This is a genomic window from Pseudomonas sp. DTU12.1 (assembly GCF_009873475.1).
GTDB lineage: Bacteria > Pseudomonadota > Gammaproteobacteria > Pseudomonadales > Pseudomonadaceae > Aquipseudomonas > Aquipseudomonas proteolytica.
In genome coordinates, this window is sequence record NZ_CP045254.1 from 3,107,563 (window position 1) to 3,120,953 (window position 13,391).

12 protein-coding genes are annotated in these 13,391 nt (G+C 60.5%); 10 read left to right on the forward strand and 2 right to left on the reverse strand.

The genetic code is table 11. From position 1 onward, the window contains the following. Positions 1–295 precede the first annotated feature (295 nt). Both GDV60_RS13505 and GDV60_RS13510 read right to left on the reverse strand, forming a co-directional pair. Positions 296–730: a hypothetical protein gene (locus GDV60_RS13505; RefSeq protein ID WP_159907640.1), complete on the reverse strand. Its 435-nt coding sequence runs from the start codon at positions 728–730 to the stop codon at positions 296–298. 141 nt (positions 731–871) lie between these two features. Then, positions 872–1,651 (reverse strand): FadR/GntR family transcriptional regulator, encoded by a 780-nt coding sequence (locus GDV60_RS13510; protein WP_029291706.1) that lies wholly within the window; start codon positions 1,649–1,651, stop codon positions 872–874. A gap of 165 nt (positions 1,652–1,816) precedes the next feature. Here GDV60_RS13510 and GDV60_RS13515 point away from each other — a divergent pair, with 165 nt between their 5' ends. The 10 genes from GDV60_RS13515 to GDV60_RS13560 all read left to right on the forward strand — a co-directional run bounded on the left by GDV60_RS13515 (position 1,817) and on the right by GDV60_RS13560 (position 13,385). After that, positions 1,817–3,127, forward strand: coding sequence for an MFS transporter (locus GDV60_RS13515; protein ID WP_159907643.1), 1,311 nt, complete (start codon positions 1,817–1,819; stop codon positions 3,125–3,127). Between the two features lie 15 nt (positions 3,128–3,142). Further along, positions 3,143–4,117 carry a D-erythronate dehydrogenase gene (gene denD, locus GDV60_RS13520; protein ID WP_159907645.1) on the forward strand — a complete coding sequence of 325 codons (975 nt, stop codon included), beginning with the start codon at positions 3,143–3,145 and terminating at the stop codon, positions 4,115–4,117. Between the two features lie 20 nt (positions 4,118–4,137). After that, the gene (gene otnK / locus GDV60_RS13525) at positions 4,138–5,430 is read left to right on the forward strand and encodes a 3-oxo-tetronate kinase (RefSeq protein ID WP_159907648.1); all 1,293 of its coding nucleotides are present in this window, start codon (positions 4,138–4,140) and stop codon (positions 5,428–5,430) included. Continuing rightward, on the forward strand, positions 5,427–6,065 hold the full coding sequence (locus tag GDV60_RS13530) for an aldolase (RefSeq protein WP_159907650.1): 639 nt from the start codon (positions 5,427–5,429) through the stop codon (positions 6,063–6,065). The genes otnK and GDV60_RS13530 overlap by 4 nt, the downstream gene beginning before the upstream one ends. Before the next feature lie 39 nt (positions 6,066–6,104). Beyond that, entirely contained in the window at positions 6,105–6,911 is an 807-nt protein-coding gene (gene otnI, locus GDV60_RS13535) for a 2-oxo-tetronate isomerase (protein ID WP_159907653.1), read from the forward strand. 88 nt (positions 6,912–6,999) lie between these two features. Beyond that, the gene (locus tag GDV60_RS13540) at positions 7,000–7,494 is read left to right on the forward strand and encodes a DUF4019 domain-containing protein (RefSeq protein ID WP_092236701.1); all 495 of its coding nucleotides are present in this window, start codon (positions 7,000–7,002) and stop codon (positions 7,492–7,494) included. 100 nt (positions 7,495–7,594) lie between these two features. Further along, complete coding sequence (locus tag GDV60_RS13545) at positions 7,595–8,320, forward strand: molecular chaperone (protein WP_159907655.1); 726 nt, start codon at positions 7,595–7,597, stop codon at positions 8,318–8,320. Between the two features lie 23 nt (positions 8,321–8,343). Then, positions 8,344–9,330 carry a fimbrial protein gene (locus GDV60_RS13550; RefSeq protein WP_092236705.1) on the forward strand — a complete coding sequence of 329 codons (987 nt, stop codon included), beginning with the start codon at positions 8,344–8,346 and terminating at the stop codon, positions 9,328–9,330. Between the two features lie 64 nt (positions 9,331–9,394). Next, a complete protein-coding gene (locus GDV60_RS13555; protein WP_104912387.1) occupies positions 9,395–12,205 on the forward strand; it encodes an ATP-binding protein in 2,811 nt (936 codons plus the stop codon). Continuing rightward, a complete protein-coding gene (locus tag GDV60_RS13560; protein WP_029291689.1) occupies positions 12,192–13,385 on the forward strand; it encodes an EAL domain-containing protein in 1,194 nt (397 codons plus the stop codon). The genes GDV60_RS13555 and GDV60_RS13560 overlap by 14 nt, the downstream gene beginning before the upstream one ends. Positions 13,386–13,391 lie beyond the last annotated feature (6 nt).

The window sequence follows — 13,391 nt, forward strand, 5'->3', positions numbered from 1 at the left end:
TGGAAGGTAAGTCTAGGCTAGCTGAGAGGAATGTAAGGTAAGGCCATGAATTCTAACGCGACAGAGGTTTTTGGAAGAATAGTCACAGGATCGTGAAAATGGACACTCATGAGCATTTCTAACATGGCATCTGGTTTAACATAATATACATTATGCGAACCAAGCAGACTGTCCTGCAGGGGCTCTTTCGGTGCATTTCACTAAGCGACATAGAACCAACCGCACCCCAGATTCAAAAGCAGCCACCGTCGCCCTCGCTGACCTGCCTTCGTTTGACCCTTGGGCCATCGGACGTTTACGGCGAGTCAGCACACCGTTCACCAACGCTGTGGTGAAATCGATAACGTTGCCCGTCGTAACGCAGTACTGGGAAACAAAAGCCCGGGCCGCCGACTTCGATATCAGGCCAGCCATTACTGCCTTTGCTAGCGAGAAACTCAGCGACGCCGCTTTCTTTAAGCATGAGTTTCCAGTGACCGTCAGGTTGCTGGCTGACTAGATAAAATCCAGTACCTGCTTGCCCATAACAGTCAGTGCTGCCTTCGGTAATCAAGGCATCCGGCCGACCGTCACCGTTCAGGTCTTCAACCAACTCCATGGTTGCCGGCGTGTAGCTACCTGTTGTTTCGATTTCGCACTCCGACGTCTCTTGGTTAAATCCAGCAGCGCGGAACGCTTTTATCTGCTCGCTACGCGGCAATTCATCCGCCAGCGCCGTGGCGCTGGTCACGAAACATGCCACCCATAGACCTGACGTAAGCCTTCCCCACATATAGACCGCCCCCTTATAATATAAACAATAAATATAACTAAACTAAATGACTGTTTAGTTTAGTTATAAAAAAACCGCTCACATTCCCAAGCTCAAACACTAAACCTTCCTCGCCCCTGGACTCTGCCAAAACGACGGATCCGCACTTTTAAGTCGCTCTACCGCATTATTGATATGCTCCAGCGCCGCTTGCCGTGCGCCTTCTGGATCACGCGCGGCAATGGCCGCGTACACGGCAAAGTGCTCGGCCCGGACGGTCTTGGCCAGGTCTCGGCGCCGCTCTTCGTTGGAGCGTGTGATGCGGATCGCCTCTTTGATGAATTGCGCGATGAATTCGTGCAATGACGGGTACAACGGATTGCCGGTCGCCTTGGAGATGGAGTGATGAAACGCCAAGTCTTCCTCAACCCCATCGCGGCTCCCCTGCTCCGCTGCATCAATGGCCTTGAGCGCATGGTGGATGGCTTCCAGTTGCGCCGGTGAGTGTCGCTGGGCCGCCAATGCCGCCGCCTCGCCTTCGATGCCGCGGCGCAGTTCGGTGACTCTCAATACCGCCTCGATCGACCCGCCGACATCCAGGTCAATCGTGAATGCCTTGATGTGTGCCCCTTCGCTGACCACCGTACCGCTGCCCTGGCGGACCTCGACCAGGCCGGCCGACTTCAGGCGCGAAATGGCCTCGCGGATGACGGTGCGGCTGACGCCAAAACGCTGCGAAAGTACCGGTTCGGTGGGCAGGCGATGGCCTGGCAGCGCTTCGCCGCTGGCGATATAGGCCTTGAGGGCCGCCGTCACCTGATCGGACAGTGTGCCCTTGGCGGAGTCCTTCAGGGTACCCAGCGTATCGGCACTACAGGAGGATTTGTCAGGAGTGGGCATAGACGACTCTGGCTCAAATCTGTGAAAGGTACTGCATTTTAGACCCGCCGTCCTCTCTGGATTTAGTCGTTGAATTCGTATGACGTATTATGATAAAAAACGCCCCATCATGTAATCCGACACAAACAACGCCACCCACTATAAAAATAAGGATGGGGGAAACACATGACTGAATCAGTGATTCAAACCAGTGCCGTCGTACCCGCAGATCGCTTCGAGAACCTGGCGTATCGCAAAGTGGCGTGGCGGATCATGCCGCTGTTGTTGCTGTGCTACCTGGTCGCCTACCTGGATCGGGTAAACGTCGGTTTCGCCAAGTTGCAGATGTCTGACGATCTGCAATTTTCCGAAGCTGTCTATGGCCTCGGCGCAGGGATTTTCTTCATTGCCTACTTCCTCGTCGAGGTGCCCAGCAACCTGATCCTGCATCGTGTCGGCGCGCGGTTGTGGATCGCACGCATCATGATCACCTGGGGCATCATCTCCTCGGCCATGGCCCTGGTGACGACGCCGACATCCTTCTACATCATGCGTTTCCTGCTCGGGATCGCCGAGGCCGGGTTCTATCCGGGGGTCATCCTCTATCTGTCCTACTGGTTCCCGACCCACCGCCGCGGCAAGATGTACGCGCTGTTCGCCACCGCCGTGCCGCTGTCCGGGCTGATAGGCGCGCCGTTGTCCGGCTGGATCATGAGCGCCTTCAACGGGGCTCATGGATATGCGGGCTGGCAATGGTTGTTTTTCCTCGAAGGGCTACCCTCGATTGCTGTCGGCTTCCTGGTGGTTTTCTGCCTCAGCGACCGTATCTCCAGCGCTGGCTGGCTCACCCGTGAAGAAAAAACCCTGCTGCAGGCGCGCATTGACGCAGAAGCCGTCGGCCACCAGAAACACAGCCTCAAAGAGGTGTTCCTGCAGCCGCGTATCTGGCTGTTGACGGCCATCTACTTCTGCATGATCGCCGGTTTCTACACGGTCGGTTTCTGGTTGCCGACCCTTATCCGCCAGGCCGGTGTCAGCGATGTGTTCGAGGTGGGCATGCTCACCGCCATCCCTTACGCCGCCGCTGCTCTGACCATGATCCTGGTTTCGCGCAGTGCCGACCGGTTGCGCGAACGGCGCTGGCACCTGGCGCTGACCGCCGTGCTCGGGGGCATCGGCCTGTTCATCTCTGCGACCTGGAGCGACAACTTCACGGTGTCGATGATCGGCCTGACCCTGGGTTCGATGGGCGCCATGAGCACCCTGCCGCTGTTCTGGAGCCTGCCGACTGCGTTCCTTGGCGGTACGGCGGCGGCTGCCGGGATCGCCTTGATCAACTCCTGGGGCAACCTGGCGGGCTTCGTCTCGCCCTACCTGATGGGCTTCCTCAAGGACCTGACCCACAGCACCACAATCGGCATGTATGTGATGGCAAGCGCACTGTTCCTCGGCGCCCTGCTGGTCTTCAGAATTCCCGGAAAACTCGTCAACCGCTGACGTTTGGAGTAACTCATGAATATTCTCGTGACCGGTGCAGCCGGCTTCCTTGGCCGCCGCCTGATCGAAGCGCTGCTGCTGCGTGGTTCGCTCACCGACCGCATGGGCCAGTCCCGGCCCATCGGGCAGATTGTCGCGTTCGACATGGTCGAACTGACGGGGATCAATGACCCCCGGGTAAAAGTGGTGTGTGGCGATATCGCCAACGCCCACGTGCTGGAGCGCCTGATCGATGCCAATACCGACAGCATTTTCCATCTGGCTGCGGTGGTTTCCAGCCAGGCCGAAGCCGATTTCGAACTGGGCATGCGCATCAACTTCAGTGCAACCCAGCACATGTTGGAGCGCGTGCGCCAGCTTGGCACATGCCCAAAATGGGTGATGACCAGCTCCGTCGCGGTGTTCGGCGGGCAGTTGCCGGAACAGGTGCCAGATAACCAGGTATGGGCGCCACAAAGCTCCTACGGCACACAAAAAGCCATGAACGACCTGCTACTTGCCGATTACAGCCGGCGTGCGTTCGTCGACGGTCGCAGCCTGCGCATGCCGACCATCGTCGTGCGCCCGGGCAAGCCAAACCTTGCAGCCTCCAGCTTCGCCAGCGGTATCATCCGCGAACCGCTCAGCGGCCAGACCAGCGTCTGCCCGGTACCACTGGACACCCGGCTCTGGCTGATGTCGCCTGCACAGGCCATTCGCAACCTGATCCATGGCCATGAACTGGGGAGCGAGCAGTTGACGCAGGGCCGAGTGATCAACATGCCGGGCCTGTCGATCACGGTAGAGCGCATGATCGACGCCCTGCGCCAGACAGCCGGCGCGCAAGTGGCCGAACGCATTCGCCTGGAACCCAATCAGGCGATTGAGCGCATCGTCGGTTCCTGGCCGGGCGCGTTTTGTGCCACCTACTCCCGGGACCTGGGCTTCACCGCGGATGAGCGTTTCACCGATGTGATCGAGCAGTTCATCCATGAATACCAGCCCGGTTAAACCCGCTTGAGGAGTTCGACATGTTGAATGCCCCTGCCCGGCCGCTGCTGGGTTGCATCGCCGATGACTTCACCGGTGCCACCGACCTTGCCAACATGCTGGTACGCGGCGGCATGCGCACGGTGCAAAGCATCGGCATTCCCGCTGCCGATGTTGCCGACCAACTCGATGCCGACGCGATTGTCATCGCCCTGAAATCGCGCACGGTACCGGCCGCCGATGCCGTCGAGGAATCACTCCAAGCGCTGCACTGGCTGCGTGAACGTGGCTGTGAACAGATATTCTTCAAATACTGTTCAACCTTCGACTCAACGGCGGCCGGCAATATCGGCCAGGTCAGCGAAGCCTTGCTGCAGGCCCTTGGCAGCGATTTCACCCTTGCCTGCCCCGCCTTCCCGGAAAACGGCCGCACGGTGTTTCGTGGGCATTTGTTCGTTCAAGACCAATTGCTCAGCGAGTCGGGCATGCAGCATCACCCATTGACGCCCATGACAGACGCAAACCTGGTTCGCGTGCTGCAAGCGCAGACCCAAGGCAAGGTTGGCCTGTTGCGCCACGACAGCGTTTCCGCCGGCGTGGAGAGCATACGCACGCGCATTGCTCAACTGCGCGCCGACGGTGTCAGCATGGCTGTCGCCGACGCCCTGTGTGATACCGATCTCTATCTACTGGGCGAAGCCTGTGCGGACTTGCCGCTGCTCACCGGCGGTTCCGGGTTGGCGCTGGGCCTGCCGGGCAACTTCCGGCGTGCCGGCAAGCTGCGCGACCTCGACGCCGCGCACGTGCCCGTGGTCCAAGGCGCGGCGGTGGTACTTGCGGGGAGCGCTTCCCAGGCCACCCTGGGCCAGATCGCGAACTGGCTGCAGGCAGGTCGTCCGGCGATGCGGGTCGACCCGCTGGCGTTGGCGGCGGGAAAGCCGGTGGTTGAGGACGCACTGGCCTTCGCTGCCGACCATGCGCAAACTGTGCTGATCTACGCCACCAACACGGCCGACGAGGTCAAGGCGGTCCAGCGCGAGCTGGGCGCCGAGCGTGCGGGGCATTTGGTCGAGCAAGCCATGGGGCGGATCGCCAGCGGTCTGCGCGAGGCCGGCGTACGGCGCTTTGTGGTCGCCGGCGGGGAAACCTCGGGCGCCGTGGTCCAGGCGCTGAATATCCAGCTATTGCAGATTGGCGCGCAAATCGACCCTGGAGTACCCGCCTGCGTCAGCACGCCCGGGGAACCGCTGGCGCTGGCACTCAAGTCGGGCAATTTCGGTGGTGTGGACTTCTTCGACAAGGCTCTCAAGCAACTGGCAGGAGTTCCGGCATGAGCAACGAAAACACCCTGCGTGAAGAGATCTGTGAGGTTGGCGCTTCGTTGTATACCCGTGGCTACACGGTGGGCAGCGCCGGCAACATCAGTGCGCGGTTGGACGACGGCTGGCTGATCACCCCCACGGACGCCTGCCTGGGGCGCCTCGACCCGGCGGCGATAGCCAAGGTCAGCCTGGCCGGGGACTGGGTCAGCGGTGACAAACCTTCCAAGACGCTGGCGCTGCACCGTCAAGTCTACGATCGCAACCCCGGGGTTGGCGGCGTGGTCCACACCCACTCCACTCACCTGGTGGCGCTGACCCTGGCCGGCGTCTGGCAGGACGATATGATCCTGCCGCCGTTGACGCCTTATCAAGTGATGAAAGTCGGGCGCATTCCGCAGATCGCCTATGAACGTCCCGGCTCCCCCAAGGTCGCCGAGCGCGTGGCGCAGTTGGCTAACCTGGTGCGCGGTGTAATGCTTGAACGCCTGGGGCCGGTGATCTGGGAAAGCTCAGTGTCCAAGGCCAGCTACGCCCTGGAAGAGCTGGAAGAAACCGCACGCCTGTGGTTGATGAACCAGCCACGACCGACTCCCCTACCTCAGTCGGCACTGGATGAGTTGCACGAGGTCTTTGGGGTTCAGTGGTAACCCAGGCCATACGATTGATTTTTCACCGCAGGAGTCTTCATGCCTCGTTTCGCTGCCAACCTCAGCATGCTTTACCCCGAACATGATTTTCTCGACCGCTTTGCCGCCGCCGCTAGCGACGGTTTCCGCGCCGTGGAATACATGTTCCCCTACGCTTATCCCGCGCAGCAACTCAAGCAGCGGCTTGACGACAATGGCTTGGTCCAGGCCCTGTTCAACGCGCCGCCCGGCGATATCGCGGCAGGGGAAAAAGGCACCGCATCCTTGCCCGGCCGCGAACCGGAGTTTCGCGCAGGTTTCGATCAGGCCCTGGAATATGCCGCCGTCCTGGGCAACGACCGCATTCACGTAATGGCCGGGCTGCTGGCAGACGAGGCCGATCGCGCCAGGCACCAGCAGACCTACCTGGAGAACCTCGACTACGCAGCAACCCAGGCCGCCAAAATGGGTGTCACCGTATTGCTGGAGCCGATCAATACCCGGGACATCCCGGGCTTTTTCCTCAACCACCAGCATCAGGCGCACGCCATCTGCAAAGCGGTCGGCCACGCCAACCTGAAAGTCCAATTCGATATCTACCATTGCCAGATCGTCGAAGGCGACGTGGCGACGACGCTGCGCCGGGATTTCGCCGGTATCGGCCATATCCAGATTGCGGGCGTGCCGGATCGCCACGAGCCGGACCTGCACAACGAGTTGAACTACCCCTATGTGTTCGAGCTGATTGACCAGTTGGGCTACACCGGCTGGGTGGGTTGCGAATACCGGCCACGGGGCAACACATCCCAAGGTTTGCAATGGCTGCGCGATTGGCAGGCGCGCTCGATTCAAGGCAGCCCAAGCTGAGATCGGTTTTTTAACCCGGCCCATGGCAACGCGTCCAAAGCTCGTCTTTACTCGTCCCAACGGATGAAGGCGCCCCTGGAGGTTTTGCATGAAGCTGTTGGCGATTGTGCTGTGCAGTGTGGTGCTGCTTGGCGGCTGCGATATCAGTTTCAACAACAGCACGCCCAAGGTCATGGCGTCCGATCCGGGGACACCGCAACAGCAACAGCAGGTATTGGATACTGCAGTGGTGTTTCTGGAGCTACTGGATGCGGGTAAGGCCGACCGGACCTGGCCAGCCGTCAGCCCGGTGCTGCAGGCGAAAACCTCCGAGTTGGTATGGGTCAATGGGCTCAAGGCCCTGCGCCTTGGTTTGGGGACACTGCACAAACGGGAACCGGCTGCCATTGGCTTTACCGAGCAGATGCCTGATGCGCCCGCCGGTAAATACGCGCTTATCGAGTTCGCCTCGACGTTCTCCACCACCACCGTCCGGGAAAAGGTGGTGTTTCGCAACGATGACCAGCAATGGCGTGTGGTGGGGTATTTCTTTAACAAGAGCGTCACTTTCGGTGGCGACCAGCAGAAAGCGTCCCAGCCCTGATTTTGGCTTTTAAGAATCGCCTGAGAGAATCCCCAGCCCCCACCTCCTACCATGCACCCCGAAGCCACTGCGAACATACCCAGGAAAGCTACGGGCCCTCATGTCACCACTCAACCACTGGCCATTGTGCCGTCCCTTGCTCTGGATCAGCGCGCTGGTTGCAGCGCTGCTGGCCCTGGCGCCCTGCGCGCAGGCGGCGGTCAAGATTGAAGGCACGCGCCTGATCTACTTTGGCCAATTCAAAGAAGCCAGCATCAATATCGTCAATCAGTCCCCCAGCGAATTGGTGGTGCAAAGCTGGGTCACTCGGGACAACGATGATGCAACCCAGGCGGTGCCTTTTGCCGTGGTCCAGCCGCTGGTTCGCCTGGATGCTCAACAGCATCACCTGCTGCGCATTCTGTACGCCGGCGAAGGCTTGCCCGGCAACGTGGAGTCGATGTTCCTGCTCAACGTCATGGAAATCCCGCTGAAACCGGAAACCGCCGACAGTGTGCAATTTGCCGTGCGCCAGCGTCTCAAGCTGTTCTATCGCCCGCCAGGGCTTGCAGGAAGTTCGTCCGAGGCCGTGCAGCAATTGGTGTGGAGCCGCACCGATGCGCAATCGGTAACCGTCACCAATCCCAGTGCGTTTCATCTGTCCCTGGTGGATGTGCAGAGCGATTCCGGCGGCCAGGTTCAAGCGTTGGAGGACTACGTATTGCTCAAGCCCGGGGAACGCAAGGTCTTCAGCACCAAGGCCCCCATCAGCGCCGGGAGCCAAATCAACTTTACCGAAATCACCGATATCGGCTTGCAGGCCCGCCATCGCGCGGCCCTCAAGTGATGGATCGCGGGGAATACCGACCTATGTCACCTCTTAAATACCTGCTCGTGGCCACCCTGTTTGCCTGCGCCGCCCTCCCCGCTACCAGCTACGCGCTGGCCTGCCGGGTGGACGGTAGCGGCTCGATCGCCGACACCGCTCCCCTGGGCACCGCATTGGCCGTGGCGGCCGATGCGCCAGATGGCACGATTATCTGGGAGTCCGGCCCTCGCTCGGTCAATGTGATCTGCGCAGACGACTACTTGCATGGGCGCGAGGAAGTGTATTTCTACTTGAACCCGGCAAGCGTCAGCATCGGCCAGGGTATTCGCGCCGGGATTCGCTATAACTCGGTGCCCATCACCCAAAGCAGCGGCAAGTACGGTACTGGGTTCTACTCCGACCGCGGTTGCACCCTGGCAAGTTGCGTGGGTTGGGACAAGGCCCGGTTCACCCTCAACTTCAGCGTATTTATCGAGAAGTTTGGTACCACCCCACAAAACGGCCAGGCCAGTACCCTGTCGCAATACCGGGTGTTTCAACTGGACGGTATTACCGGTCTCAACAACCGCCCCAACAGCAACCTCAACTACATCGTCACCGGCGTGAACGACATACGCTTCGTGCCCTGCACGCCTGACCTGACGATTACGCCCAATGTGGTGAGCTTCCCCAAGCCCTCGCGCAAGGCGCAGATCGGTGAAGTGGCCAGCACCGCAGCCTTCAGCTTGAGCCTGCGCAAAGCCTGCGATACCCCGTATACGGTGAGCGCGCGCTTCGCCACCACCCCGGGCGGCGGGAACGTGGTCAATGGCTTGTTGGTGCCCACCAACAACAGTTCCGTGGGCATCGCGTTGTCCTGGGACTATACGAACCAGAACCTGCCCTTCAATGAATGGTTCCCCCTGGCCCAGATGAAGGGGGCCAACCAGACCACCCGCCAGGACTTCAGGGCGGACCTGAAGTGGCGCACCCTGCCCGTTCCCGGCGCGTTCGATGCGGCGGTCGTGGTCGATATGTTCTACAAGTAGATACGTGGCTGCTTTTAAGGATCGTCTTATGCCCAGGCGCTGGGTGGCCGATTAAAATCCGCCGATGCGATTTAAAAGTTATCTGCTGCAGATCAATCCCGTCCTTTCCCGCCCCGAAGCAGCCAGAAGGCTGCTTCGTCTTTTCGCCGCCGTGTTATTGGTCGGCATCTTGAGCGGTGTCTACACGTTCCTGCTGTCCACCTTCAACAATGACATCTCCCAGCGGCGTGGCTATATGAGTAGCGCCATTGCCGAGGCTCATACCTTCTTCACTACCCGTGAAGCACTGCTCGAAAGCCTGAGCCTGTCAGCGGTACGCAAATCCACCCAGGCCAAGGCCCAGGCTTACCCGGCCTCCAGCGAAGAGCAGCGCCTGCAGCTGGGCAATGCCCCAGGCCATCAGTGGAGCATCTGGCTGACTTCGCGCATGCGCAGTTACCTGAAGACCAAGCAGGTCAACCTGCTCTACGTAACCGCCGGCCCCGATCCGCAACTGACCCGGCTCTATGACTCGACGCCGCAGGTACTGCCGTTTTCCAAGTGCATGCTCAACCGCCTCCGGGCGTTGAAGCAACACAACCCACTGGACCCCGGCGAACTCTGGCTCAGCGACCAAACCGAGGGGCACTCCCACCTCTACCTGTTCATTTTGCTGGATGAGCGCGATCCCGACTCCGGGTGGCTGGGCCTGGAGATGGAAAGCCAGGAAGTCTCCACAACCCTCAATGACCAGAGCGCGGGCGAGTTCATGATGCTCAACTCCCAGGGCATGCTGGTATTTACCAATAGCCATGACCCACGGCTGGACCAGTCCCTGCTCAAGCCCAAGGGCGAGAATTTTTTCGGCTTTGTCGGCGATGGCCTGGTGCCGGATCACCTGGTGATTCGCAAGCAACTGAAATCGTCGGACTGGCAACTGATGTACACGATCAACCTGCGCGATGTGGTGCGGGGGTTGTGGCGCGAGCTGCTCGGGTCGCTGGTGTTTTGCCTGTTCAGCGTCACGCTGATCTGGCTGGTGATGCGCCGGGTCAATCAACGCTTCATCATCCCGTCAATCAATGGCATCCAGGCGCTGATTGAAAGCGAAGCCTTCGGGCGCGATGTGATCCAGACCGCGCCGGTGGCCCTGTGTGTGCTGCGGCGCACCGACGGCCAGGTGGTACTGGAAAACACCCTGGCCCAGCAGTGGCTGGGCACCGGCCTGGAGCGTGAAACCCTCTGCGCCGGCTGGATCCGCCAGGCATTCGATGGTGAGCCCTCCGGGCACTGTGACTACTTCGAGACCCTCGACGGCCGCCACCTTTACCTCAGCAGTGCACCCACCCGCTATAGAGGCGAGGATGTGCTGTTTTGCGCATTCAGCGACATCAGCGCGCGCAAGCAGGTGGAAGCGGCCCTGGAAGAAGCCCGGCAATCGGCCGACGCTGCGAATGCCGCGAAAACCCTGTTCCTGGCGACCATGAGTCACGAAATCCGCACACCGCTGTACGGCGTGCTGGGCACCCTGGAACTGTTGGCCCGCACCCAGCTCGATGCCCAGCAAAAAGACTATCTGCATGCCATAGAGGGTTCTTCGGCCACCTTGCTGCAACTGATCTGCGATGTGCTGGATGTATCGAAGATCGAGGCCGGGCAATTGGCACTGGAACTGAGCGAGTTCTCGCCCCTGGACCTGGTCAATGAAATCATCCAGGGCTACGCCGCGGCCGCAATGGGCAAGGGGTTGCAGCTGTACGCCTGCTTTGACCCCAAGTTACCCGAGCGGCTGAGGGGCGATGTCACCCGCCTGCGGCAGATCCTCAACAACCTGTTGAGCAACGCGGTGAAGTTCACCGACTACGGGCGCGTGGTGCTGCGGGTCAAGTTGCTTGACCGCGACGACGAGCGCTCCAGTGTGTTGTGGCAAGTGTCCGACACCGGCAAAGGCATTGCCCAGGAAGACCAGGCGATGATTTTCGAGCCGTTCTATCAAAGCGAAGGCAACACCAACGTCGTCGCCGGTACCGGGCTCGGCTTGCCGATTTGCCAGCGCCTGACGCAATTGATGAATGGGCATATCCGCATGGTCAGCGAACTGGGCCTGGGCAGCAGTTTCAGCCTCACCCTGCCGCTCGAAGTGGCGCCCTGCGCGCCCATGAGCAGCTTGCTCGCCGAGACCGTCTACGTGGTTTCGCCCATTCCCGAACTCGCTCAATCCATCAGCGGTTGGCTGCGTCGCTGGGGCGCCCGGGCCCAGACCGGCCAGCCCACCCACCCCGACGGGCAACTGCTGCTGGAGCTGCATCCCGGCACTATCGAACAGCCCCTGGTGCCCGACTGGCCGGGGCCGGTGATCCTGGTCAGTGGCAACAGCAGCAATGGCCAGCATGCCGAGACCGGCGTGTGGCATGCCAACCTCAACCAGTTGAGCGCCATTCACCAGGCGGTCAGCCAGGCCCAGGGATTGTGGGTCGCCCGGGTCGACGAGCAGGTGCAAAAGCGTGAGTTGCGCAAGCTCGACCTGCATGTGCTGGTGGCTGAGGACAACGTTATCAATCAACTGATTTTGCGTGACCAGCTTGAGGAACTTGGGTGCACCGTGGAGTTGGCCTGCGATGGTCATGAAGCGCTGCAGTTGTGCAAGGCCTCACACTTCGACGTGGTACTGACGGATGTGAATATGCCCAGAGTCAACGGCTATGAATTAGCCAGGGAGTTGCGCAGCCAAGGTTGCGCGCTGCCTATCATCGGCGCAACCGCCAACGCCATGCGCGGCGAGGCAGACTTGTGCCTGGCCGCCGGAATGAACCATTGCCTGGTCAAACCCTTTGCGTTGCGGGCCCTCTTCAACTACCTGGAGCCCTACACACGGATCCCCCATGAAGCCCTATAGTATTTTGATCGTCGAGGACCATCCCCTGCAGCACCTGTACCTGCAGAACCTGCTCAATGAATTGGGCGACTTCATGCTGGAGTCCGCCCAGGATGGAAACGAAGCACTGGAGCGCTTGCGCCAGCGTGATTTCGACCTGGTGCTGACCGATCTGCTGATGCCGGGCATGGACGGTGTGCAATTTATCCAGAGCCTGGCGACCCTGCGTTGCAAGCCTGCCCTGGCCATCATGAGTGCCGCCTCCCGGCGTATGTTGATGGCGGCCAGCCTGGTGGCGAAAAATCTCGATGTGAAAGTCATCGGCCTGATTTCCAAGCCGGTCGCAGCCGACGCCTTGCGCAGCCTGGTCAGCCAGCTCAACCACAAAGACCGCAGCCCCTCCCCCGCGCCTGCCACGCCGCCGGCGATTGACCGGCACACACTCCTCCAGGCCATGGGCAACGGGCAGATCCAGGCCTGGTTCCAACCGAAAAAATCCTTGGCCAACGGCCGGATTGTCGCCGCTGAAGCGCTGGTGCGGTGGATGAACCCCGAGCAAGGGGTGATGTTGCCCGCCGCGTTTCTGCCGGCGATCAAGACCTTCGACCTGGAAGAACGCCTGCTATGGCTGGTGCTCAAACAGGCGATCCTGGCCCAGGAACGCTGGCGCCAGCGCGGGTATGAGATTCCGGTGTCGATCAATTTGCCGACCCACCTGCTCAATAGCCATGACTTGGCAGACCGCCTGCTGGCGTTCGTCCTCGACCACCAAGGCATCCCAGGGATGATCTGCTTCGAGCTGATGGAATGCTCGGTGCCCCAGGACATCAGCAACTTCTACGCCGGCGCCTGCCGCCTGCGTATCAAGGGTTTCGGCCTGTCCCAGGACGATTTCGGCAAGGGCTACAGCTCTTACCTGAACCTGGTCTCGACCCCGTTTACCGAACTCAAGATCGACCAGGCGCTGGTGCAGGGCTGCCATGACAACGAAGGCATGACTTCGGCCCTGGCGAGCATCATCGCACTGGGCCGCAAACTCGGGCTGACCGTGGTGGCCGAAGGTGTGGAGACGCCCCAGCAACTGGCGTTGCTACGCAAAATCGACTGCACCCAGGTGCAGGGTTTTCTGATCTCCCACGCGGTCTCCTCAGAACAATTTCAACAACTGTTGAACAATGATGGCCCAGCGACATCTCATTAGCCCCCG